Annotated in this window: 23 protein-coding genes; 20 read left to right on the forward strand and 3 right to left on the reverse strand. The window is 61.8% G+C overall.

Features of this window, described 5'->3' with window-relative positions:
* Positions 1-15 precede the first annotated feature (15 nt).
* Positions 16-423, reverse strand: coding sequence for a hypothetical protein (locus tag ASF43_RS22325; protein WP_056185945.1), 408 nt, complete (start codon positions 421-423; stop codon positions 16-18).
* A gap of 19 nt (positions 424-442) precedes the next feature.
* Positions 443-976, reverse strand: a complete 534-nt coding sequence (locus ASF43_RS22330) for a phasin family protein (protein WP_056185948.1) — start codon at positions 974-976, stop codon at positions 443-445.
* A gap of 123 nt (positions 977-1,099) precedes the next feature.
* Here ASF43_RS22330 and rfbB point away from each other — a divergent pair, with 123 nt between their 5' ends.
* The 13 genes from rfbB to ASF43_RS30080 all read left to right on the forward strand — a co-directional run bounded on the left by rfbB (position 1,100) and on the right by ASF43_RS30080 (position 14,766).
* On the forward strand, positions 1,100-2,170 hold the full coding sequence (gene rfbB, locus ASF43_RS22335; RefSeq protein ID WP_056185951.1) for a dTDP-glucose 4,6-dehydratase: 1,071 nt from the start codon (positions 1,100-1,102) through the stop codon (positions 2,168-2,170).
* A complete protein-coding gene (gene rfbD, locus ASF43_RS22340) occupies positions 2,167-3,081 on the forward strand; it encodes a dTDP-4-dehydrorhamnose reductase (RefSeq protein ID WP_056185953.1) in 915 nt (304 codons plus the stop codon). Before rfbB ends, rfbD begins: the two co-directional genes overlap by 4 nt.
* Positions 3,078-3,965 (forward strand): glucose-1-phosphate thymidylyltransferase RfbA, encoded by an 888-nt coding sequence (gene rfbA, locus ASF43_RS22345; protein WP_056185957.1) that lies wholly within the window; start codon positions 3,078-3,080, stop codon positions 3,963-3,965. Before rfbD ends, rfbA begins: the two co-directional genes overlap by 4 nt.
* A complete protein-coding gene (rfbC, locus tag ASF43_RS22350; protein WP_056185960.1) occupies positions 3,962-4,510 on the forward strand; it encodes a dTDP-4-dehydrorhamnose 3,5-epimerase in 549 nt (182 codons plus the stop codon). Before rfbA ends, rfbC begins: the two co-directional genes overlap by 4 nt.
* Before the next feature lie 77 nt (positions 4,511-4,587).
* The gene (locus tag ASF43_RS22355) at positions 4,588-5,337 is read left to right on the forward strand and encodes an ABC transporter permease (RefSeq protein WP_082498077.1); all 750 of its coding nucleotides are present in this window, start codon (positions 4,588-4,590) and stop codon (positions 5,335-5,337) included.
* On the forward strand, positions 5,327-6,688 hold the full coding sequence (locus ASF43_RS30050) for an ABC transporter ATP-binding protein (RefSeq protein WP_082498078.1): 1,362 nt from the start codon (positions 5,327-5,329) through the stop codon (positions 6,686-6,688). The genes ASF43_RS22355 and ASF43_RS30050 overlap by 11 nt, the downstream gene beginning before the upstream one ends.
* Positions 6,689-6,699: 11 nt before the next feature.
* Positions 6,700-7,737: an acyltransferase gene (locus ASF43_RS30055; protein ID WP_082498079.1), complete on the forward strand. Its 1,038-nt coding sequence runs from the start codon at positions 6,700-6,702 to the stop codon at positions 7,735-7,737.
* A 21-nt stretch (positions 7,738-7,758) separates the two neighbouring features.
* Entirely contained in the window at positions 7,759-8,847 is a 1,089-nt protein-coding gene (locus tag ASF43_RS30060) for an NAD(P)-dependent oxidoreductase (protein ID WP_082498080.1), read from the forward strand.
* A 1-nt stretch (position 8,848) separates the two neighbouring features.
* A complete protein-coding gene (locus ASF43_RS22360) occupies positions 8,849-9,742 on the forward strand; it encodes a glycosyltransferase (RefSeq protein WP_056185962.1) in 894 nt (297 codons plus the stop codon).
* A complete protein-coding gene (locus tag ASF43_RS30065; RefSeq protein WP_162241845.1) occupies positions 9,742-11,652 on the forward strand; it encodes a methyltransferase domain-containing protein in 1,911 nt (636 codons plus the stop codon). Before ASF43_RS22360 ends, ASF43_RS30065 begins: the two co-directional genes overlap by 1 nt.
* A 37-nt stretch (positions 11,653-11,689) precedes the next feature.
* Complete coding sequence (locus ASF43_RS30070; protein WP_235578336.1) at positions 11,690-12,583, forward strand: glycosyltransferase family 2 protein; 894 nt, start codon at positions 11,690-11,692, stop codon at positions 12,581-12,583.
* Complete coding sequence (locus ASF43_RS30075; RefSeq protein WP_162241846.1) at positions 12,522-13,745, forward strand: glycosyltransferase family A protein; 1,224 nt, start codon at positions 12,522-12,524, stop codon at positions 13,743-13,745. Before ASF43_RS30070 ends, ASF43_RS30075 begins: the two co-directional genes overlap by 62 nt.
* A complete protein-coding gene (locus ASF43_RS30080) occupies positions 13,726-14,766 on the forward strand; it encodes a glycosyltransferase family 2 protein (protein ID WP_082498083.1) in 1,041 nt (346 codons plus the stop codon). The genes ASF43_RS30075 and ASF43_RS30080 overlap by 20 nt, the downstream gene beginning before the upstream one ends.
* Positions 14,767-15,295: 529 nt before the next feature.
* Here ASF43_RS30080 and ASF43_RS30085 read toward each other — a convergent pair.
* Positions 15,296-16,033, reverse strand: a complete 738-nt coding sequence (locus tag ASF43_RS30085) for a glycosyltransferase (RefSeq protein WP_235578337.1) — start codon at positions 16,031-16,033, stop codon at positions 15,296-15,298.
* 55 nt (positions 16,034-16,088) lie between these two features.
* On the opposite strand from ASF43_RS30085, the gene ASF43_RS22375 reads away from it, so the two are divergent.
* The 7 genes from ASF43_RS22375 to ASF43_RS22405 all read left to right on the forward strand — a co-directional run bounded on the left by ASF43_RS22375 (position 16,089) and on the right by ASF43_RS22405 (position 24,441).
* Positions 16,089-17,189, forward strand: coding sequence for a glycosyltransferase family 4 protein (locus ASF43_RS22375; RefSeq protein WP_056185969.1), 1,101 nt, complete (start codon positions 16,089-16,091; stop codon positions 17,187-17,189).
* 47 nt (positions 17,190-17,236) lie between these two features.
* Positions 17,237-18,142 carry an acetylglutamate kinase gene (argB, locus tag ASF43_RS22380; protein WP_056185972.1) on the forward strand — a complete coding sequence of 302 codons (906 nt, stop codon included), beginning with the start codon at positions 17,237-17,239 and terminating at the stop codon, positions 18,140-18,142.
* A 16-nt stretch (positions 18,143-18,158) separates the two neighbouring features.
* Positions 18,159-18,848, forward strand: a complete 690-nt coding sequence (slmA, locus tag ASF43_RS22385; protein ID WP_056185975.1) for a nucleoid occlusion factor SlmA — start codon at positions 18,159-18,161, stop codon at positions 18,846-18,848.
* A 163-nt stretch (positions 18,849-19,011) separates the two neighbouring features.
* Entirely contained in the window at positions 19,012-21,162 is a 2,151-nt protein-coding gene (locus tag ASF43_RS22390; RefSeq protein ID WP_056185978.1) for an Ig-like domain-containing protein, read from the forward strand.
* A gap of 110 nt (positions 21,163-21,272) precedes the next feature.
* The gene (locus tag ASF43_RS22395) at positions 21,273-22,301 is read left to right on the forward strand and encodes an AraC family transcriptional regulator (protein ID WP_056185981.1); all 1,029 of its coding nucleotides are present in this window, start codon (positions 21,273-21,275) and stop codon (positions 22,299-22,301) included.
* A 161-nt stretch (positions 22,302-22,462) separates the two neighbouring features.
* Complete coding sequence (locus ASF43_RS22400; RefSeq protein ID WP_056185984.1) at positions 22,463-23,284, forward strand: SDR family NAD(P)-dependent oxidoreductase; 822 nt, start codon at positions 22,463-22,465, stop codon at positions 23,282-23,284.
* Complete coding sequence (locus ASF43_RS22405) at positions 23,284-24,441, forward strand: acyl-CoA dehydrogenase family protein (RefSeq protein ID WP_056186622.1); 1,158 nt, start codon at positions 23,284-23,286, stop codon at positions 24,439-24,441. The genes ASF43_RS22400 and ASF43_RS22405 overlap by 1 nt, the downstream gene beginning before the upstream one ends.
* Positions 24,442-24,463 lie beyond the last annotated feature (22 nt).

A 24,463-nucleotide genomic window follows, 5' to 3' on the forward strand; every position in this document is an offset into this window, starting at 1 on the left:
CGGGGAGATTCGGCGCTAGGTCTTTCCCGGTGTGGCGACCACGAGCGCAGGGTCGACGCGGCGGATGCGCTCTTCCTCGAAATAGCCGCCGGTCTCGGCATAGCGCACGAAGACCGTGGCGCACACCCGGCACCGCCACACGCTGCAGCGGTTGTAGGGGAACCAGCCCAGCGCGATGGGCGCATCGGCCGACCAATAACGCGTGCCGTTGGGGTGGTACTCGTCCAGCGTCGCTCCCGCCAGATCGGTGGCGGCGGCGGGGTAGAGCGTGCCCACGGGCTCCAGCCGCGCGCGGTCGAGCGACGAGGGCATGGCTTCCCAGCCGCCGGAGGGCAGCGTGCGGCACGAGTCGCAGGGCGGCGTCGCTGCCTGCGCGGCCAGCGCCTGCAGTGCCGCAGCGCTCCATTCGGTTTCCGGGGTCATGCGGTCCTTGCGTACGCAATCAGTCGGCGGAACGGGGTGCGCGTTTGCGCGGTGTGCGCTTGGCCAGTGCCGGCTGGGGCTCGGCGGCAGTGGCTGCGCTCTTGCGGCCCGCTCGCCCGCCGGCCTTGGTGGTGCCCTTGGCGCTGGCGGCGTGTTGCTCCAGCGCACGCGTCAGCGCGTCGATGCGCGCACTCAGCTGCTCCAGGTCGCTCGCGGTCGGCACGTCGAGCTTTTTCAGCGCCTTGGCCACCCGGTCTTCGAAAATGTTCTCCAGCTTGTCCCACTGGCCCGCGGCCCGCGCGCCGAGGCCGCTGGCCATGCTGCCCATGCGGCTGGCGGCCTCGCTGAGCTTGTCTTCCGCGGTGTCCTGCGTCTTGCGCTGCAGGCCCACGCCTTCCTTCACCAAGGTGTCGAAGACCTTGGTGCCTTCCTCCTGCGCCTTGGCGAAAGCGCCCAGGCCGGCCAGCCAGATCTGCTGCGCCGAGTCGCGGACAGCCTCGCCGAGCTGCGCTGCCGTCAGGTTGTCGCCGAAGGGGTTGAACTTCTTGGTCATGGCATTTCTCGCGGAATCCGTGTGTTGCACACTGTAAGTCCACGACACCCCGGCCGTACGGGGGGGTGGTCCGCAAAGCCGGCACGGCGATAATCGCGCGCTTGTCTTTTGCACAGTACACACATGATCCTCGTTACCGGCGGTGCCGGCTTCATTGGCACCAACTTTGTCCTGGACTGGGTCGCGGCTGTCGGTGAGCCCGTTGTCAACCTCGACAAACTCACCTATGCAGGCAATATCGAAAACCTGGCCAGCCTGCAAGGCGATGCCCGGCATGTGTTCGTGCAAGGTGACATCGGCGATACGGCCCTCGTGGCCCGCCTGCTGGCCCAATACCAGGTGCGGGCCGTGGTGAATTTTGCGGCAGAGTCGCACGTGGACCGCTCCATCCACGGCCCCGCCGCCTTCATCGAGACCAACGTGGTCGGCACCTTCGGCCTGCTGGAGGCCGTGCGCCAGTACTGGGGCCAGCTGCCCGAACCTGAGAAGGCTGCATTCCGCTTTTTGCACGTGTCGACCGACGAGGTCTATGGCTCGCTGCGCGCCAGCGACCCGGCCTTCACCGAAGAAAACAAGTACGAGCCCAACAGCCCTTACTCCGCCAGCAAGGCAGCCAGCGACCACCTGGTGCGCGCTTACCACCACACCTACGGCCTGCCGGTGCTGACGACCAACTGCAGCAACAATTACGGCCCGTTTCATTTCCCTGAAAAGCTGATCCCGCTCATGATCGTCAACGCGCTCGCAGGCAAGAGCCTGCCGGTGTACGGCGATGGTCAGCAAGTGCGCGACTGGCTTTACGTGCGCGACCATTGCAGCGCCATCCGGGCTGTGCTCGAAGCGGGGCGGCTGGGCGAGACCTACAACGTGGGCGGCTGGAACGAGAAGCCCAATCTGGAGATCGTGCACACCGTCTGCGCCTTGCTCGATGAGCGCCGCCCGCGCGCCGACGGCCAGTCTTACGCCACGCAGATCGCCTACGTGACGGACCGCCCGGGGCACGACCGGCGCTACGCCATCGACGCCCGCAAGATCGAGCGCGAACTGGGCTGGAAACCCGCCGAGACCTTCGACACCGGCATCCGCAAGACGGTGGACTGGTATCTGGAGAACCCGGAATGGGTGGCGCGCGTGCAGAGTGGCGCGTACCGTGAATGGGTGTCCACCAACTACAGCGAACGGACGACCGCATGAAGATCCTGCTGTTCGGCAAAGGCGGGCAGGTCGGTTGGGAACTGCAGCGCAGCCTGGCGCCGCTGGGCGAACTGGTGGCGCTGGATTCCCACAGCACCGAGCTGTGCGGTGACTTCAGCAACCCCGACGGCGTGGCCGCGACGGTGCGCCAAGTGGCCCCGGACGTGATCGTGAATGCCGCTGCCCACACCGCCGTGGACAAGGCCGAGAGCGAGCCCGAGTTCGCGCGAACGCTCAACGCCCTGGCGGTGGGCGCCATTGCGCAAGAGGCCGAGAAGCTGGGCGCCTGGATGGCCCACTACTCCACCGACTACGTGTTCGACGGCAGCGGCACCATACCGTGGACCGAGCAAAGCCCGACCGGCCCGCTGTCGGTCTACGGCAAGACCAAGCTCGAAGGTGAGCAACTGCTGCAACAGCGTTGCAGCCGGCACCTGATCTTTCGCACCAGTTGGGTCTACGCGGCACGCGGTGGCAACTTCGCCAAGACCATGCTGCGGCTGGCCGCAGAGCGTGACGCGCTGACCGTGATCGACGACCAGATGGGCGCGCCGACCGGTGCGGAGTTGCTGGCCGATGTGACGGCGCTGGCCCTGCGGCAGGTTCGTGCGCGTGGCGCCGATGGCCAGGGCCTGTCCGGCCTCTATCACCTGGCCGCCGCGGGAGAGACGTCTTGGCACGGCTACGCGCGATTTGTCATCGACTTCGCGCAGAGCAAAGGCGTGGCGCTCAAGGCCACTGGCGACGCCGTCAGGCCGGTGCCCTCCAGCGCCTTCAAGACAGTCGCTCCGCGCCCTGGCAACAGCCGCATGGACACCCGCAAGCTGCAGGCCGCCTTCGGCGTGCGCCTGCCGCACTGGCAGGCCGGCGTCACACGCATGCTCACCGAGACTTTGGAGCGCAACACATGAAAAGCCGCAAAGGCATCATCCTGGCCGGGGGCTCGGGCACCCGGCTGCACCCGGCCACGTTGGCGATCAGCAAGCAGTTGCTGCCGGTGTATGACAAGCCAATGATTTATTACCCGCTGAGCACGTTGATGCTGGCGGGTATTCGCGACGTGCTCATCATCAGCACGCCGCAGGACACGCCGCGGTTTGAGCAGTTGCTCGGTGATGGAAGTCAGTGGGGGCTGAATCTGCAATACGCGGTGCAACCCAGCCCGGATGGGTTGGCTCAGGCGTTTTTGATCGGCGAGAAGTTCCTGGATGGCGCCCCCAGTGCGTTGGTGCTGGGTGACAACATTTTTTATGGGCATGACTTCGCCCAACTACTTGGTGGTGCAGATGCCAAGTCGCATGGCGCAACCGTGTTTGCCTACCATGTGACTGATCCTGAGCGCTACGGTGTGGTGGCTTTCGATGCGAAAGGCAAGGCCCGCAGCATTGAGGAGAAACCAGCTAGGCCGCAAAGCAGCTATGCCGTCACGGGCCTGTACTTCTATGACGATCAAGTCGTGGACATTGCCAAGGCTGTCAAGCCCAGCGCGCGTGGAGAACTCGAGATCACGGCGGTCAACCAAGCCTATCTCGACTTAGGGCAATTGAACGTGCAGATCATGCAGCGCGGCTACGCGTGGCTGGATACGGGTACGCATGAGAGTTTGCTAGAGGCGGGACAGTTCATTGCGACGTTAGAGCACCGCCAAGGACTCAAGATCGCGTGCCCTGAAGAGATCGCCTGGCGGGCTGGCTTTATCGATGGTGAGCAGTTGGCCACGCTCGCTGCGCCGTTGCAGAAAAGCGGCTACGGAAAATACTTAAGTCAATTGCTTGCTGAGGGATCCAGCCCATGAACGTCACAGCCACACACATTCCAGATGTGCTGATCTTCGAGCCCAAGGTGTTTGGGGATACCCGCGGCTTCTTTATGGAAAGCTTCAATGGCAAGCAGTTCGGCGCCGCCGTAGGGATGAGCGTCAATTTTGTCCAAGACAATCACTCCCGTTCCTCCAGGGGCGTGCTGCGCGGGTTGCATTACCAGATTCAGCAGCCGCAAGGCAAGCTCGTGAGGGTCGTGCGTGGAGCAGTATTCGATGTCGCGGTGGACATCCGCAGGTCGTCTTCGACATTTGGACAGTGGGTAGGCGTGGAATTAAGCGAAGAGAATCATCGGCAGCTCTGGGTTCCGCCAGGATTTGCACATGGGTTTTTGGTCTTGAGCGAGACGGCCGATTTTCTTTACAAGACTACAGACTATTACGCGCCCGCCCATGAGCGCAGCATTGTTTGGGACGATCTAGATATTGGGATTATGTGGCCAGACATCGGCATGCCACCTGCACTTTCAGCGAAGGACGCAGCAGGATCCACTATGGCTGCGGCAGAGGTATTCAGTTGATCGCTGCGGGTCCTCTTGACGTTGCGAAACCAAGCTTTGTACAGACTCTTCGCAGCAATCGCAAACTGCTACTGCAAATGATTCGTCGGGAAGTTGTCGGCCGCTATCAAGGTTCGGCGGCGGGGGTACTTTGGTCATTCCTGAACCCGTTGTTCATGTTGGTAGTCTACGCCTTCGTCTTCTCAGTGGTTTTTAAAGCGCGATGGAACGTGACTGGCGACGAAAGCCGAACGCAGTTCGCGCTCGTGCTTTTTTCGGGACTCATTGTCCACAGCTTTGCATCAGAATGTTTAATGCGCGCACCGCGTCTGGTGATTGACAATGCCAACTACGTCAAGCGCGTCGTATTCCCGCTGGAAATACTGCCCATCGTCACAGCAGGGTCGGCTTTATTTCATGCAGCGGTCAGTTACGCAGTACTGCTGGCCGGCCTCCTTTTTTTTAATGGGGACTTACCTGTTACCGCAGCATTATTGCCACTGGTGCTTGCCCCACTTTGTATCGGTCTGCTTGGATTGATGTGGTTTTTCGCGTCCCTCGGTGTATTCGCACGCGACATCCAGCAGCTGATCGGTATGGCAATGACAGCGTTGCTGTTCCTGACACCAATTTTCTTTCCCGCAACAGCGCTGCCGGAAGACTTCAGAGTGTGGATGTATTTGAATCCTCTGACTCTGTTCGTCGAGCAGTCGCGTGACGTTTTGGTCTGGGGCAAGGTGCCAGCGTGGGCCCCACTGCTGCTGGCATATGTGGCGGCGATCGTGTTGGCGAGATTGGGTTACGCCTGGTTCCAAAGGACTCGCAAGGGCTTTGCAGATGTCCTTTGAGCCAATCATCGAAGCCGTGAGACTCGGCAAAAGATATCAGCTCTACGACGCTCCGCGCGACCGTCTCCGGCAGTTTATATTGCCACGCCTGCGCCGTCTGCTACGACTGTCCCCAAAGAAATATTACCGAGAGTTCGCTTCTTTGGCGGACGTGAGCTTCTCTGTAATGCCGGGAGAAACCCTTGGGATCGTGGGGCGTAACGGCGCTGGCAAATCGACCTTACTACAAATGCTGTGCGGCACGTTGACGCCTAGCGATGGAGTAGTAAAGGTGCGTGGACGCGTTGCAGCCTTGCTCGAACTCGGTGCTGGTTTCAACCCGGAGTTTAGTGGGCGTGACAATGTTTATATGAACGCTCGCCTGCTGGGACTGGACGAGCGGCAAATTGAAGAGCGCTTCGATTCCATTGCCGCTTTTGCAGATATCGGTGCGTTCCTTGAGCAGCCCGTCAAGACATATTCCAGTGGCATGTATGTGCGTTTGGCATTTGCCGTCATAGCGCACGTCGACGCAGATATTTTGGTGATCGACGAAGCACTGGCGGTCGGTGACGCCTACTTCTCGCAACGTTGCATGCGGTTCCTGCGCAGCTTCAAAGAGCGGGGGACGTTGCTGTTCGTCAGTCATGATGCGTCAGCCGTGGTGAGTCTTTGCGACCGCGCGCTATGGCTCGACAAGGGGCGCTTGGTCGGTCAAGGCAGCGCCAAGGAGGTGATGCAGTCTTATCTAGAGGAGCTTTATGGTGCAACCACAAGTCGTGCACTAAGTGACGCTCCGACGGTGGCGGGCGCTCCTGGGATAGAAGAAGGGGCGTCAGATGATGCGGTTATGGTTGAACCGACGCGGACGCTGGCGCTTGAACCTGACCTATCCATTCATACGGACGGGCGGCAGCGCTTCGGAACCAATCTGGCAAGAATCGACGAAGTTCGCTTGCTGGCTCGAACAGGCGAATCGTTGCGTTGGGTTGAGGGGGGAGAGCCGGTGTCAATCACTGTGCGTGCTTCGACAACGATTAATCTTGATGCGCCGATCATCGGGTTTATTGTCAAAGATCGCCTAGGTCAGCATCTCTTTGGGGATAATACCTACGAAAGCCAGAGGCTAAGGCCTTCTAGATGCACGAAGGGCGATATTCTTAATGCGTCGTTTGAGTTCAAGATGCCAATCCTGCCAAAGGGTGAATATTCAATTGCAGTGGCGTTAGCGGACGGTACCCAGACAGATCACGTCGTGCATGAGTGGTTACATGAGGCTTTGCTGTTTCAGTCGCATTCCGCGTCCGTGGTGACTGGGCTCGTAGGCATACCAATGTCAAAAATTTCCTTGGCGGCTAGTTCCATGGGCTGACGCAGCAAACAATGAAGTCTTCGAATAACTTCGATGTGGTGCGATTGCTTGCCGCGCTCCTCGTCGTATACGGGCACGCGTACCCACTAACGGGTTCTGTGAGTCCTTTTTTTGCGGGAAATTCCGTCCAAAGCATCGGCGTTAAAATATTTTTCGTCGTTAGCGGTTACTTGATTATTGGAAGCTGGCAACGCGATCCCTCCATCGGGCGTTTTTTTCAGCGACGTGCGCTACGAATCATGCCCGGCCTGTGCGTTGTCATTGTGCTCAGCGCGTTCATTTTGGGTCCATTGGTTAGCGTATTGCCGATGAGCGAGTACTTTGAAAGTCCGCGCTTGTGGACTTACGTTATGAACAATTTCGCCTTCAGGCCGCAATACGACTTGCCTGGCGTGTTCGGTTCTAACCCGTACCCAGTGGCCGTCAACGGATCACTTTGGAGTCTGCCGGCCGAAGTCGCGATGTATTTTATCGGCCCGATGGTCTGCGTTCTTGGTGGTTTACTCTTTCGGTCGGCAAGATGGGGGGTATTTCTTGGCTCTTTTTTATTAATGGGACTGTCGATTTGGTTTGTGCGTATTGCACCTCCGTCGGCCCACCCTGTTTTTTACGGAACAAGCCTGCTTTCATTTCTTGATGTGGCACCTTATTTTCTGATCGGGGCGCTTTACACGCTTTTCAAATGGGACTTGAAAGTTAGTCCACTTTTGGCTGCGGCGATGTGGATGTCATTATCTTTGGTGCAGTTTCCGGGAGTGTCGGCGGAATTGGCTTTATACGCCGTTCTGCCATACACGGTACTAGCATTGGGGCTACAGCACACAAATTTCTCAAGCAGACTCCATCAATTTGGTGATGTTTCGTACGGCGTGTACCTTTATAGTTTTCCGCTGCAACAACTTTTTGCTTACGTTTTTCCGCTTGGACATGCGAGTCCCTGGATAAATACTGCATTGACATTGCCGGCCCTTTTGATTTTGGCAACAATGTCGTGGCGCCTTGTGGAAAGGCCGTTGCTTAAGTTCAAGATTGCCCCAGCAATAACGTAGAAATATCAGATAGGTCAGATTATGAGTTCCAATTCCTCCTTTCAGAGCACTTGCTTGGTCACCGGCGGGGCCGGATTTATCGGTTGCGCCTTGTCCAGTGGACTGGCTAATAGATACGAGCGTGTTGTTGTCGTCGATAACTTGCATCCTCAAATTCACAAGGTACGTGAACGCCCGCCTGCGCTCGATGTGCGCTGTGAACTCGTGGTAGGAGACGTCACCGACGCATCTACTTGGGACGCTGTGTTGCGTGACTTCAGCCCGCAAGCTGTCGTCCACTTGGCGGCCGAGACGGGCACCGGGCAGTCGTTGACTGAGTCCACTCGCCACGCCATGGTGAACGTGGTTGGGACAAGCCAGATGCTTGACGGGCTCACGCGCCACCAGTCTGTGCCACAGAAATTCGTGTTGAGCAGCAGCCGGGCCGTCTACGGCGAAGGCGTTTGGAGGCGTGGAAACGGGGAACTGTTTCACCCGGGTCAGCGCACCCAGCAGCAACTCGCAGCCGCGCAATGGGACTTTGCCGGAGCCACGCCGTTGCCTTTTCGCGGGGCATTGACGCCGCCAGCGCCCACCAGCGTCTACGGTGCAACCAAGCTTGCGCAAGAACATGTCCTGAACTCCTGGGCACTTGCACGAGTTAGTTCTCCGCGGATTCTCCGCCTGCAAAACGTCTATGGCCCGGGCCAGTCGCTGTCCAATCCATACACCGGAATCGTGTCGCTATTTGTCCGCCTCGCGAAAGCTGGCAAGGCTATTCCGTTATATGAGGACGGCGAGATGTCACGCGACTTTGTGTTCATTGACGATGTGGCGGCGGCATTGCTAGCTGCCTTGGACGCGCCGACTGGCGGCTTTGTGCATGACGTCGGTACTGGCGTTGCTGCGTCTATTCGTCAAGTTGCTGAGTTGATCGCCGAGCGCTACGGCTCACCGGCCCCCGTCGTTACCGGTCAATTCCGCAATGGCGATGTCCGCCATGCTGCTTGTGATATTCAGGACACTGTTAAGTCGTTGGCGTGGCGGCCTCAGGTCGACCTGCGGACGGGCTTGAATCTGCTGTGTGACTGGATCGACGAGCATCTGAATCCTGCGGTGGGTACTGTTTGACATGACGACGCTGCGCGTTCAATCGGTGTTATTCCACAGCGATGCGGATTCTGTGGTGCGGGCCTTCGATGCGCTCGCACACGCAGGTTTGCGTGCTCTGAAGTCCGGCGATTTCACCGCGATCGAGATGGCCTATGGCGATTGTTCGTCCATGCCCATTTTCGATGCGGCCAGGCTTAACGGACTCGTCGAGAGGCACCCGCATGTCAAAGTGCAGTATCAGTTCTTCGAAGACAACCTGGGCTCAGCCAAAGGACACAACACCTTGCTGGCGACCGCTTCGACAGACATGGTTCTGATCATGAACCCTGATGTCATGTTGGCTCCGGACACGCTGATCGAACTGGCGCTCCCGTTTCAGAGTGACCGGGTCGGCATGGTGGAAGCCAGGCAACTGCCGGTGGAACATCCAAAGGAATATAACGTTCTGACTGGCGAGACAAGCTGGGCAGCCACAGCATGCGCGCTGATGCCTACATCTGTTTGCCGAGAAGTGGAAGGGTTCGATCACGAAACCTTCTTCCTCTATTGTGACGACGTCGATTTTTCGTGGCGCATCCGGCTGGCAGGCTACAAGGTGATCTACCAGCCCTCTGCCGTCGTGTTCCACGACAAGCGATTAGGTTCAGGGGGGCGGTGGGTTGCTGGCTCGGCCGAGCAGTATTTCTCGGCCGAGGCTGCCTTGCTGCTATCGTGGAAATGGTCACGTCCTGACATCACCGACCGCCTGCTGACCATTTTCAGGGGTGCTGCCGAAGCCCACCTGCAAAAGGCAGCCGCGACGTTTGAGCAGCGGCGCGCTGAAGGGAGACTGCCTTGTCCGCTGGACACTGAACACCGCGTTGCGCAGTTCGTTGATGATGCGTACGCGGCGCACCGTTTTGTGATTGCATGATGAAGCAGAACTACGACAACGCATATGCCTACGACAACGTCTACGGGCATGTTGTGGAGCTACTCAGGCGTCACCGGCCGTTCAAGGCCGAAGATGGCGTGCACGTGGATCTGGGGTGCGGCTATGGAAGGATGGGAGAGGCTGTACAGGGCGAATTGGGGCGGCACTATATTGGGTTCGACATCGATGCGCAGGCTGTGAGTTCGTTGGCGTCGCGCGGGCTTGAAGCGCATGTGCTTGATTTCAACGCACCTGTGGCGTCCATCCGACAGATCATCGATGGGCATTTGGCAGGACGCAAGGTCCTTTCTATTTCGATGGTCGACGTGCTAGAGCATGTTCATCCACCTGCGCTTGCGCTGGAAGTTGTGCGTCGGCTAGTCGCAGACCACGGCGCTCTAGCAGTTTTAAGCGTTCCGAACTTGGCACATCGCGATGTGGGATTCAAGCTGGCCTTCGGCCGCTATGACATAACCCATGCCGGATTGCTGGACCACACCCACGTGAATCCATTTACTGCCGAAGTCCTGGATGACATGCTGGTCCAGAACGGCCTGCACACCATTGACCGGTTCGATGTCCGTATGGGTGATAGTGACCAACATTTTCCTGGTTTTCATCCGGCGTTGGCGTCCAAGTCCGTTCTAGCAACTTACTTACGCGGGCTGCGCGATCAGATCGACGGGCACGCCACGACAAACCAACTTGTAGTGGCGTGCCTGGCCGGTCCCGAGCAAGGGGCGCGGTTCCGCGCTGCAGAGGACGAGCGCCGACATGTCAAAAGGCCATTCCTTTCTATCGTCACCCGCACTCAAGGGCGACGTCGCTCGACTCTGAATGATCTCTTCCTTGCACTGTCTGCACAAAGTTGCATGGACTATGAGGTGGTCTTAGTAGGCCATATGCTGGAGGTGCAGAAGCAGATCGTTGTGGAGGAAGTGATCGAGCAACTGCAGCCACACATGCAGGCCCGCGTGAACTTCATTCGGGTGGATCACGGCAACCGCACCACGCCCTTGAACGCCGGTTTTAGCGCGGCGCGCGGTGAGTACGTGACGATCCTAGACGATGACGATTTGCCCATGGCGCACTGGGTTGAGGTCTTCCAAGAACTTGCCTTGCGAGCTCCTGGCCGGGCGCTGAGATCAGTTGCCGTTCGCCAGGAATTCGATGAGGTGGGCAACGAGAAAAGTCACCTTGTTCCGCGGTCTCTGAGCGGCTTCAAGTACGACTATCCGGACCGGTTCGATCTGTTGGCTCACCTGCGTGATAACTTCACGCCAGGCCTTGCCATTGCCCTGCCGCGCAGCGCTTTCCAGGACATGGGCATTCGCTTCGACGAGAGCCTGACAACGGCCGAAGACTGGGACTTCATCATGCGGTGCGCTTTGCTTTGCGGCGTGGAGTCATCCCCGCAAGTCACGTGCATATACCGCTGGTGGCTGAGTGCGGACAGCTCGCGTGCCTTGCACCGCCCTGAGGAGTGGCGAGCAAACCACCAGCGGATCTGGGACAAGATGGACAAGGCTCCGCTGCTCTTGCCTCCTGGCAGTGCTCGCCTCTTGCGCGACCTGATGGAGGAGCGAGACAGTCTGAATGCAGCTGTTGCCGGTCTCAGAATCCAGCTCCAAGACCTCCATGCGCAGCGCGCCGACACCGTCCCGTTGCCCCCCGGATTTGAGCCGACTGAAGCGCATCGCATGTTGATGTTGGCCATCGGGTCGTGGTCGTGGCGGTTGTCTGCGCCTCTGAGGGCTGTCACGGCAGCATTGGCGCGGCGACCCTTGCCTACCTTCAACATCTCGCACATGACGGAGACGCAAGCCAGGGAGATTCTGAACGCCGTCCATCGCTCGAGCTCCTGGCGCCTTACTCAGCCTTTGAGGACCGTGAAAAGGTGGTTTCAATGACGAAGCCGTGGATTGGTCGGTGGTCGAGGGGCGCCGCGTGAGTACGCTGCGTATCCAGTCCATCCTTTACCGAAACGAGCCGCAATCGATTCAGCGAGCGGTGCGTAGCGTGAACGCGGCCATGGACGCTGCTGTTGCGGCTGGCGTCTTTGAGTCTTGCGAGCTCGCGTATGGGGATTGCTCGCCAGAGCCGCTGTTCGACAACATGGCGCTCGAGGCGCTCGAACGTGAGAGCGGACCGCGGGTAAGGCTGCATTACCGTCACTTCGGCGCCAATCTCGGATCAGCCAGGGGGCACAACACGCTCTTCGAAGGATGCGTGGCCACCTACGTGCTGATCATGAATCCCGACGTCGTGCTTGCTGCAAATGCATTAGTTGAGCTTTCGATCCCGTTCAATGACGACAAAGTAGGGCTTGTAGAAGCTCGGCAGCTACCGATCGAGCATCCGAAGGCGTACGACCCCGTGACGGGTGAGACTGGGTGGGCAACGACGGCTTGTGCGCTGATTCCCGTAGACGACTTTGTCAGCATCGGCGGTTTCGATAGCCAAACGTTTTTTCTGTATTGCGACGACGTCGATTTTTCTTGGAGGCTCCGGCTCGCAGGAAAGAAGGTCATATACCGACCAACTGCGGCCGTGTTTCACGACAAGAGGCTTGCCCAAAGCGGAGCCTGGCAGCCTTCGGCGGCCGAACAATACTATTCTGCCGAGGCCGCCCTGATGCTGGCCTACAAATGGTCGCGTGAGGATCTTGCCCGCCAACTTGTGCGAGCGTTCAACGCGTCAGCGCTACCTTATCTCCAAAAGGCAGCACAGGAATTTCTGCGACGTGAGGCTGCGCAAGTTCTTCCCCAGCCCCTTGACGGTGATCATCGAATTGGTGAATTCGTTGGCGACGGCTATGCACAACATCGGTTTGGGCTCTGAAGTGCAGGACACTTACGCGGGCTCGCGACCACCATTTCTGACAGTTATCACGCGTACTCAAGGTAAGCGTCCGGTCACTTTGGGCGACGTGTTGGTAGCGCTTGCGGCGCAATCCTGCGACGACTTTGAGTTGCTGATCGTAGGCCACTGCCTGGATATGGAATCTCTAGCTATCGTTCAACAATTGATTGATGGAGCGCCTGTAAGTCTACGAAGGCGTACTACCCTGCTGTCGGTCGATCGTGGTAATCGGACTGCTCCGCTGAATGAGGGTTTCTCTGTTGCGCGGGGAGAGTACATTTCCATCCTGGATGACGACGACGTTCCGATGGCACACTGGGTCGAAACTTTCAAGGATCTGGCACATCGAAATCCCAAGAACGTTCTGCGCGCAGTTGCGATTAAACAGCAATTTGATGAGGTGCATTCGCCCCACAGTTCCTTCGTCGCTCCCCGTGCGATTACTGGCTTTGATAAGGAATACCCGTCGCACTTCGAGTTTCTTGATCATCTACGCATCAATCAGACGCCCCCGATCGCACTGGCATTCCCTCGAATTGCATTTGTCGAATTAGACATAAAGTTTGATGAAAGCCTGACGACGACGGAGGATTGGGATTTTCTGATGCGGACAGTAAATGCCTGCGGGATCGCGTCGACTTCAGAAATAACCGCAATTTATCGTTGGTGGACGCATGCCGAAAGTTCACGGTCGGTTCACCCGCAAGAGGAATGGAAAAAAAACCACGCGCATATTCTCAAAAAAATGGACTTGGCACCACTTCATTTGCCAGTTGGATCAGCGCGCAAGCTGCGTGATTTGCTAGATCGGGTCGACCGTTTGACTGCGTTGACCTTGGAGATGAATTCGCGTTTGGCGCGCCATGGACAGGCCATAGATCTCCAAGAGTTTCAAGATGTTGACACAGACGCACGGGCAGAATTACTGGCGCTGTTGCAATCCCGGTCATGGCGCATAAGCGCGCCACTGCGGCTGGCGAGGAGACTGTTGCGCGGCCTGCCACCTAACGTCATTGACGTCGGCGCGATGTCTACTTCGCAAGTAAACGAGGCAATTCGCAGTATTCGAGCATCTTCGTCTTGGCGGATCACAGCTGTCATGCGCAAGTGGAAAACGGGCAATGGTCGGTCGTCCGGTTGATTCCCGCTCAGGCACTTGCGCACTGCCCGCATCAGTGGTTGTATCAGTTGCGCTCTGCACGCACAACGGCGCGAACTACCTGGGGCGGCAGGTCGCAAGCATCTGTGAGCAAACCCGGATTCCCGACGAGATCGTGTTGTCAGATGACGCATCGTCCGACGCCAGCGTTCGAGTGGTTCAATCAGAGATCGCGCAAACTGCTCGCAGTCCGATCCCGCGCCTGCGCATTCTGCGAAACACCAAAGCGCTGGGGATCACAGCAAACTTCGAACAGGCTGTGCGTGCTTGTAATGGAGATGTGATCGTGTTGTGCGATCAGGACGACGTTTGGCTTCCGAACCGTGTAGAGCGCGCCTTAGCGGCGTTCAGCCAGCGGCCAGATCTCCTGCTGGTGCACTCGGACGCAGTCCTGATTGATGCATTTGATCGACCCATTGGGCGTGGACTATTTCACGCATTGGAAGTGCATGCGTACGAGCTTTCTTGGCTTCACCAAGGGCGTGGTTTCAACGTTTTTCTACGGCGCAACTTGGTCACAGGAGCGACTGCAGCTTTCAGACGGCAGTTGCTTGACAGCGCATTGCCGTTTCCTGCCGGATGGCTGCACGATGAATGGCTTGGTGCTGTCGCCGCCACCGTGGGCCAGGTGGATGTGCTGGAAGAACCGCTCATCGCATATCGCCAGCATGGCGGCAACGCTGTAGGTGCTCGCAGGCTGACACTATTCGAGCTGGTGCAGCGTGCGTTTGCTGCGCGTGGCCAGACCCATATCGACCGGGCCCGGAAGGCAGAGATCTGGCTCAATCGGCTCAACCTTTTGAAGGCTTCTGGTATTGAAGTTGAACCGATCAAGCAGCAGGCACTTGTCCAGCGATTGGCACATCAAAAGTTTCGTGCAGAACTTCCAACAAAGCGGCTTCGAAGAATTTGGCCTATTTGGCGAGAGGTCCGATCCGGTAATTACGCCCGCTTCGGTCGCGGTGCGCGCGGTGTGTTTCGCGATTTATTCGAATCCGCCTGAAATTTTTCATTGGCTGAACTATGCCCGAACGCTCAGCTACCAAAGGACGAATCACGTCGAACGTAGGTGACTGTGATTTTAAGCACGTATGTGGAAGTACCGGCGAACATGAGCTAACACTGGCATTAAATATCAACAGTCATCATGCCACACTCTGCGCCTATGGAATTTCTGTCATCTTTTATGAGGCTTCAAGTTGCCAAGTGCAACCGCAGGCCCTGAATGAAAAGGCACTCAGCTGTGAAAAATTTTCTAACCATTGTGTGGAAAGAAGAGCAAAGTTCGTGTAGGGATCATCAATGACGTGTTTTTTCTGAAGTTTTCTTCATTACATGGATAATTCTTCGCTTTCAGTTTTTTCCCATATCAGCGCGAATTCTGCATTTCAAGCGTAAAACAATTCCACACCCTCATGGGTTTGGATGTGCATCAAACGGTGAAAGCGAGGATATGAGTCCATGGGGTCAACTGAACTGATTTTATTTTTGTAATATCGGGCGTTCATTGCTCTATAGCCAGTATCTCGCTGTTAGTCTTTGCATTTCTGCCTCGATCGATATTTCCAGAAGGCACCTGAAAACCAAACGCTGATCAAGCTGTTAATATGCCACAGCTTGTGGCGCCACAATCTCTGGCTGGCGCGTCGGGCATCATGGTAGGCAAACAGATGTTCAGCAGTTGAAATCTGCCATCCCTTAAGCTTTAACCGGATGCACAAATCGAAATCTTCCCCGTACATAAAAAAACGTGGATCAAAGCCATTGACGTCTTTATAGGCGTAGGCCCGCAGGAGCATAAACATACCTGGTACCCAAGTTGGCTTCGCCGGCGGTCGATACCCTGGCGATTCGCGCTGCAAGATTTCCAGTGGCGTCAGCAACCTACGATGGGGCTCAGGACACTGTTTGCCTGGCTCAAAAATCCGGGGGGCCAATAGTCCATCGTTGGGCAACGCGTGTGCAAGCAGTGATTGCAATACATCTCGGTTAAATCTCACGTCTGGATTGAGGACGAGAAACCAGTCGGTCTTGCACCGTGCGAAGGCTGCGTTGTGGTTGGCGCCAAATCCTTTCGGCCTGTTGTTCTCGATGCGTACAACCGGAATGCATCCATTTCGGCCGGCGAGCAAATCCGGCTCTGGCGTGTTAATTGTCACAACAATTCTGGCAATGAACTCGGAAGACAGCGCGTCCAACTGGTCCAGCAACGGGAGGAGCAGCTCCTGTTGCCCATGGCTCACGATGGAAACGGTGATCGGGCGGCGCATGGCAGTCGGCATGGTCTAATTTCGCGCCCGGGATCCTAGGTTTCCCTGTGCTCCCATGATCGCGCTCCTCACAATAAGTTTTTTGGTTTCGGCCGTTGCCGTCATGCTGTTCATGCGCATGGCGCGTCGTCATGCGCGGCGTTACGGGGCGGACATGCCTCAGCGCTTCCACCTGGGCCATGTCCCGCGCCTCGGCGGTGCCGGCATTTTGATCGGTGCAGCCTGCGCGTGGCTGGTGGCTGGCATCACGGGCTCGGCGCCATTCAACACCGGATGGTCGTGGCGCCCGGTCATGCTGCTTTTGGTGGGAGTGCTGCCCGCCGCATTGGGAGGCATCGCCGAAGACGTCACGCAGCGCCTTCCGGCCCGCATTCGCCTCCTCTTGACCACCTGCTCCGCCGCCCTTCTGTGCTGGACCCTTGGCCTCGGTGTCCACCGGCTCGGCATCCCGTGGGCCGACCAATGGCTGCACACCGTTCCCCTGCTCGCCGTCTGGATCGCCATCCTCGCCATCAGCGGCCTGCCGCATGCCTTCAACCTCATCGACGGCTACAACGGCCTGGCTGGCACGGTCGCCATGCTGATCTGCCTGGCGCTCGCGCATGTCGCGCTGCAACTCGGCGACCGGCAACTGGCCGCCATGCTGGTCTGCCTGATCGGCGCCACGCTGGGCTTTTTGTTGTGGAACTACCCGCACGGCAAGATCTTCGCTGGTGATGGCGGGGCCTACATGTGGGGCCTGGTGATCGCGGTCGGCTGCATCCAGCTGGTCCAAAGGCACCAGGCGGTGTCGCCCTGGTTCCCGATGCTGCTGCTGATGTACCCGGTGTGGGAGACCATCTTCTCGATCTACCGCAAGGCGGCGCGCGGCATTTCGCCGGGCACACCGGATGCCCTGCACTTTCACCAGCTCGTGTTCCGGCGCATCGTGCGCGCGGTGATCCATGAGGATGGTGAGGCCAGAGAGCTTCTGGCGCGCAACAACCGCACCTCGCCCTACCTGTGGATGTTCTGCGCGATGACGGTCGTGCCGGCCGTGCTGTTCTGGAACAACACGCCGGTGCTGATGCTGTTCTGCGCCTTGTTCGCGCTCAGCTACGTCGCGGCCTACCTCATGATCATCCGGTTCAAGGTGCCGCGCTGGCTGCGGAAGTGACACAGGCGGACCCTACAATCCGCCGAGTTTTTTTGGGAGCGCCCGCCATGCCGACGAACACCGACCCCGACCTGTCTTCCATCGCACCGCGCGACAAGGCCGAGATCCTGGCCCAGGCCCTGCCCTACATCCGCAAGTTCCACGGCAAGACCATCGTCATCAAGTACGGCGGCAATGCCATGACGGACCCGGGCCTGCAGGCCGATTTCGCCGAGGACGTGGTGCTGCTCAAGCTGGTCGGCATGAACCCGGTGGTCGTGCACGGTGGCGGCCCGCAGATCGAGACCGCGCTCAAGCGTCTGGGCAAGACGGGCAAGTTCATCCAGGGCATGCGCGTCACCGATGCCGAGACCATGGAAGTCGTCGAATGGGTGCTGGCCGGCGAGGTGCAGCAGGACATCGTGGGCCTCATCAACCAGGCCGGTGGCAAGGCCGTGGGCCTGACGGGGCGCGACGGCGGCCTGATCCGCGCGACGAGACTGCGCATGCCCGACAAGGACGATCCCAGCATCGAACACGACGTCGGCCAGGTGGGCGACATCCAGGCCATCGACCCCAGCGTGGTCAAGGCGCTGCAGGACGACCAGTTCATCCCCGTCATCAGCCCCATCGGCTTCGGCGAGGAGAACGAGAGCTACAACATCAACGCCGATGTGGTGGCGAGCAAGCTGGCCACGGTGCTGCAGGCCGAGAAGCTGATGATGCTGACCAACATCCCCGGCGTGCTGAACAAGGCGGGCGAGCTGCTGACCGAGCTGACCTCGCGGCAGATCGACGAGCTGATCGCCGATGGCACCATCTCCGGCGGCATGCTGCCCAAGCTGGCCGGCGCGATCGACGCGGCCAAGAGCGGTGTGAACGCCGTGCACATCGTCGACGGCCGAGTGCCGCACGCGATGCTGCTCGAGATCCTGACCGACCAGGCCTACGGCACGATGATCCGGGCACGCTGAGCAGGCGGCGGCCGCGATGTCCGACGGCGTCCTGCTCCCCGCGATGGATGGCGCTGGCGAGGGCGCTGCCGCCGCACCGGCCCGCAAGCGGCCCAAGCCCGGCGAGCGGCGCGTGCAGATCCTGCAGGCGCTGGCGACCATGCTGGAGCAGCCCGGCACCGAGCGTGTCACCACCGCAGCGCTGGCCGCCCGGCTGAAGGTCAGCGAGGCCGCGCTGTACCGGCATTTCGCCAGCAAGGCGCAGATGTTCGAGGGGCTGATCGCGTTCATCGAGCAGAGCGTCTTCACGCTCGTCAACCAGATCACGGCCGATGCCGGCGATGCGCCCGCCGACCCGCAGGCCGGCAGCCGCCAGGCCCAGCACATCGTGACCGTGCTGCTGCAGTTCGGCGAGAAGAACCCCGGCATGACGCGCGTGATGGTCGGCGATGCGCTGGTGTTCGAGAACGAGCGCCTGCAGCTGCGCATGAACCAGTTCTTCGACAAGATCGAGGCCAGCCTGCGCCAGTGCCTGCGCACGCTGGCGAGCGATGACGCCGTGCCCCAGCCCATGGTGGACGCCACCGTGCAGGCCTCGGTCATGACGGCCTTCGTGATTGGCCGCCTGCAGCGCTTCGCGCGCTCGGGCTTTCGGCGCCAGCCCACCGAGCACCTGGACGCCAGCCTGCAGCGTCTGGTGCGCACCACGGCCAATCCCCCGGCCTGATCGCACCGGCTGCAAGCGCGGTCGTGGCCGCGCGTTGTCACTTTTGGCCAATGGCGCGGCACGTTCCGGCCATTGTGGCTGCGGCGCGGTGCTTTTCATACTCGGCGCCCACGGCCCGCAAGCCGGGCCGGCCGCACGACAGGCCATCAGGAGACAAGACACCATGCCAGCCACCACCACCTTGCAGCGGCTCGCGGGCACCGCGCTCGCCGCCGCACTCGCCATCGCCTTGCCCGCCTGCGGCGGCTCCGGCGAGGACAGCAGCGACGTCGCCGTGCGCTTTCCCACCAGCGACCCGGACGCCACGCCCTTCCCGAGCGACCGCTTCACTGTGGCCGACACGCGCCACCTCACGCAGCGGCGCGTGGCCCTGCCGCTGCCCGACTGCGCCGTGCGCGTGAGCGACTGCCAGGACACCAACGAGCTCAACACGCTGGACGGCTTCTCGGTCTGGCCGCGCATCACCGTGCCGTTCACGGGTGACATCGATCCGGCCACCGTCACGAGCAACAGCGTCTACCTGCTGCAGGTCGGCGGCGCGGGCGAGAAGATCGGCATCAACCAGATCGCCTGGGACGCACCCGCGCGGCTCCTGTCGTTCAAGAGCGATGCCTTGCTGCGCGAGCACACGCGCTACCTGCTGGTGGTGACCGACCGCGTGCGCGACACGGCCGGCAAGCGCCTGGGTGGCGGCGAGTGGATCGAGCCCGCCAGCGGCCTGCCCGTGGGCCGCGCCGCCGACACCGGCGACTACCGCGATGCGCTGCGCCAGGCCCTGGCGCTGGCACCGGCCGATGGCGGCAAGCCCGTCGCCGCCAGCGTGTTCACCACGCAGACCGCCACCGCCGAGCTGGCCGCCATGGCCGGCGCCGTGAAGGCGCGCACCACGGCCGGCATCGACTTCATGGTCGCCAGCCAGGCCGGCAGCGCCACGCGCGCCGTGTTCGACATCGCGCAGCTGCAGTCCGGCACCTTCCGCCGCCAGACCGGCACCGCGCCGCAGTTCACCGACAGCGCGTTGCGCCTGGCCGCGCTGCAGCTGGTGCCGGGCAGCGTCGCGCGCGTGGGCTTCGGCCGCTACACCTCGCCGACCTTCATGGATGCCAACGTGCGCATCGCGCCCACCGGCACGGCCGCCACGCCGCCCGTCGTGTCCGAGCAGCCCGTGACGGTGCAGATCTTCGTGCCCGCCGGCGCCAAGCCGCCCGGCGGCTGGCCCGTCGTGCTGTTCGGCCATGGCTTTGGCAGCAACATGCACGACGCGGCCTGGTCCATCGCCTCGGTGCTGGCCTCCCACGGCCTGGCCACGGCGTCCATCCACGTCGTGGGCCACGGCGGCGGCGCGCAGGGCAGCCTGCAGATGACGACGACGGCCGGCACGGTGGTCAGCGTGACCGCCCCCGGGCGCGGCATCGACCAGAACGGCGACGGCCAGATCGCGGCCACCGAGGGCAGCACCGCGCCCGCACCCTATGGCGTGATCGGCGCGCGCGACGCATTGCGCCAGACGGTCGTCGACCTCATGGAGCTCGCGCGCCGCTTCAAGGCCGGCGTGGACATCGACGGCGACGGCCAAAGCGACTTCGACGGCAGCCGCGTGAGCTACAGCGGCCAGTCCTTCGGCGGCGTCTACGGCACCATGCTGCTGGCCGTGGACAAGGACCTCGTCGCCGGTGTGCCCAACGTGGGCGGCGGCAGCCTGATCGAGGCCACGCGCCTGGGCGGCTTCCGCCCGCTGCGCGCCGCCCCGCTGGCCGCGCGCGCGCCCTCGCTGGTCAACTTGCCACCGGCGGCCAATGGCGCGGTGCAGTTCGATGAGAACCTGCCGCTGCGCAACCAGCCCGTGCTGACCCGGCACGTGGATGGCGCGCTGGCCATCGCCAAGGCCTTCGAGGGCAGCGACTGGGCCCAGCAGGCCGGCGTGGCCACCGCCTACGCGCCGCTGCTGCGCATGCGCCCGCTCGCCGGCCACGCGCCCAAGCCCATCATTTACCAGCTGGCCAAGGGCGACACCATCATGACCAACCCCAGCTCGACCATGGTCGTGCGCGGCGGTGCGCTGGCCGACCGCGTGAGCTGGTTCCGCCATGACCTGGCGTTCGCGGCCAACGCGGCCGTGGCGCGCAACCCGCACGGCTACCTGCTCGACATCGCCAACCCGGCCACGCTGGCGCATGCGCTGGCCGCGCAGCACCAGATCGGCACGTTCCTGGCGAGCGGCGGCAGCACGTTCACGGACGCCGACGGCGCGCAGCCGTTCTTCGAGAACGGCGTGAACGTGAACGAGCTGGACGCGCTGAACTTCCTGCCTTGACGACATCGAGACCGGCGATGCAGGCACAGGGCCGGTGGGTTGCACCGGCTCCTACAATCCGCCGCACCTGCGCCGGGCCCCGAGACAGGCCCGGCGCAGCGCCCCGCGCCATGCAGCATTCCCCATCCAGCGGCAGCACCCGACCCACCATCTCCATCCAGCAGGTGGAGCAGATCCTGCTGGGCGCACGCCACGCCGGCCACGATTGCGACCGGTTGCTGCAGCGTGCCGGCATCGCCCCCGAGCTCATGCAGGCGCAGCTCGCGCGCGTGAGCCAGGCGCAGTTCGCCGCGCTGGTCGTGCAGCTGCGCCATGTCACGCGCGACGAGCTCTGGGGCCTGTGCAGCCGGCCGCTGCCGCTGGGCAGCTTCGAGGCCGCCTGCCGCCTGGCGGTGGGCTGCGAGACGCTGGAGCAGGCCCTGCGCGCCGGCCTGCGCCACTACCGCCTGCTGCTGGCCGACTTCACGCCGCGCCTGCAGGTGACCGACGGGGTGGCGCAGCTCTCGCTGCTGCCGCGCAGGCCGGCCGATGGGCTGCTGGTCTACGCCCAGCGCGCGTTCGCCTTCCTGGCCTACGGCCTGGTGTGCTGGCTGGTGGCACGGCGCCTGCCGCTGGTCGCGGTGGACCTGCCGCAATCCGAGGCCCAGCGCCCGGGCGACGCGCCCGTTCTGTTCCAGGCGCCGCTGCTGCACGGCGTGCGCACGGGCTGGCGCTTCGAGTCGCGCTGGCTCACCTTGCCCGTGGTGCAGACCGCCGAGAGCCTGGTGCCCTTCCTGCAGCAGGCACCCGCCAGCCTGCTGCTGAAGTACCGCGACGACAGCCGCCTCACCGAGCGCATCCGCCGCATCCTGCGCCGCCACCTGGGCGGCGCCGTGCCCTCGCTGGAGGCCGTGGGCGAGCTGCTCGCGATGACGCCGCAGACGCTGCGCCGGCGCCTGCGCGAAGAGGGCCGGGGCTTCCGCGAGATCCGCGACGACCTGCTGCGTGACGCCGCCATCGACTACCTCACGCGGCCCGACCTGACCCTGCCCGAAATCGCCAGCCTGCTGGGCTTCTCCGAGGCCAGCACCTTCCACCGCGCGTTCAAGCACTGGACCGGCGTCGCACCCGGCGCCTACCGCCAGACCCGCCTCGGGTAAGCCCTGAGGCGCGGTGCGCCTGCGCCGTATTTGATCGTTCAGGCCAACACGAAGCATCGCTTCGGCCATGGGCCGTGCGCGCGGCTTTTCCTAGACTTTCCGCACGCTGGACGGCGCCTGCAGCGCGCGCCCTTTCCCTGTTCTCCAACGCTCATTTCGCCATGACACTCAAACTGCAAGACAAGGTTGCCCTGGTTTCGGGCTCGGGCCGCGGCATCGGCCAATCCATCGCGCTCAAGCTCGCCTCCGAAGGCGCGCGCCTGGTCATCAACGACCTGGACGAAGGCCCGGCGCACGAGACCGTGGCCGCCATCCGCGCCGCGGGCGGCCAGGCCGTGGCCTGCGTGGGCAGCGTGACCGATGCCGACTTCGGCACGCGCTTCGTAGGCACCGCGCTCAAGGAATTCGGCGGCGTGGACATCATCGTCAACAACGCCGGCTACACCTGGGACAACGTGATCCAGAAGATGACCGACCAGCAGTGGGAAGACATCCTGGCGGTGCACCTGACGGCGCCGTTCCGCATCCTGCGCGCCGCATCCGACTTCATCCGCGAGGCCGCCAAGAAAGAGGCCGACGCACCGGTGTTCCGCAAGGTCGTGAACATCTCCTCCACCTCGGGCGTGTACGGCAACGCAGGCCAGGCCAACTACGCGGCGGCCAAGGCCGGCATCAACGGGCTGACGAAGGCCATGGCCAAGGAATGGGGCCGCTACAAGGTCAACGTGAACAGCGTGGCCTTCGGGCTGATCCAGACGCGGCTGACGCAGCCGCTCACGGCCGGCGAGGCCAGCGTGGACATCGGCGGGCGGACCATCGCAGTGGGCGTGCAGCCGGACCGTTTGAAAGCCGCCGAAGCCACCATTCCCCTGGGCCGGGGCGGCACGGCGGAAGAGGCAGCGGGGGCGGTCTACATGTTCTGCATCCCCGAGTCCAACTACGTGAGCGGGCAGGTGCTCGTGTGCGGCGGAGGCCGGCCATGATGCAAGCCCCTCGCGCCTGGATGACGCCCGAGCTCGAACTGGTGCGCGACACCGCGCGCCGCTTCTTCGAGACCGAGTGCGTGCCGCGCCACCGCGACTGGGTGGCGCAAGGCCATGTGGACCGCGCCATCTGGCGCCGGGCCGGCGAGCTGGGCCTGCTGTGCGCCGGCATTCCCGAGGAGTACGGCGGCGGTGGCGGCAGCTTCCTGCACGAGGCCGTGATCTGCGAGGAGCAGATGCGCGCGCTGGTCAACAGCTTCTCGATCAACGTGCACAGCGGCATCGTGGCGCACTACCTGCTGGCCTATGGCACCGAGGCGCAGAAGCAGCGCTGGCTGCCGCGCATGGCGCAAGGCGAGATCGTGGCCGCCATCGCCATGACCGAGCCCGGAGCCGGCACCGACCTGCAGCGCATCACCACCAGCGCGGTGAAGGATGGCACCGACTACGTGATCAATGGCGCCAAGACCTTCATCACCAATGGCCTGCTGGCCGACATCATCGTGGTGGCCTGCAAGACCGACCCCACGGCCAAGGCCAAGGGCGTGTCGCTGGTCGTGATCGAGACGAAGGACCTGGAGGGCTTCCGCCGTGGCCGCCTGCTCGAAAAAGTGGGCCAGCAAGGGCAGGACACGGTGGAGCTGTTCTTCAACGACATGCGCGTGCCGCAGGCCAACCTGTTGGGCGGCGAGGAGGGCAAGGGCTTCGCCCAGCTGATGCTGCAACTGCCGCGCGAGCGCCTGGTGCTGGCCATCGGCTGCGCAGCCACCATGCAGCGCGCCGTCGACGAAACGCTGGCCTACACACGCGACCGCAAGATCTTCGGCGACTCGCTGCTGCACCTGCAGAACACGCGCTTCAAGCTGGCCGAATGCCAGACCAAGGCCACCATCGCGCGCAGCTTCCTCGACGACTGCGTGGCGCGGCTTGCGCGCGACGAGCTGGACATCCCCACGGCCGCCATGGCCAAGTGGTGGGTCAGCCAGGCCACCTGCGAGGTGGTGGACGAGTGCCTGCAGCTGCATGGCGGCTACGGCTACATGCAGGAATATCCCATCGCCCGCATGTACGCCGACGTGCGCGTCTCGCGCATCTACGGCGGCGCGAACGAGGTCATGAAGGAAATCATCGCGCGCGCGATGGAAAAGGGCGACTGACCCCACCCGGGGACGGAGAGAC

The sequence above is a fragment of the Pseudorhodoferax sp. Leaf267 genome (assembly GCF_001422405.1).
GTDB lineage: Bacteria > Pseudomonadota > Gammaproteobacteria > Burkholderiales > Burkholderiaceae_C > Pseudorhodoferax.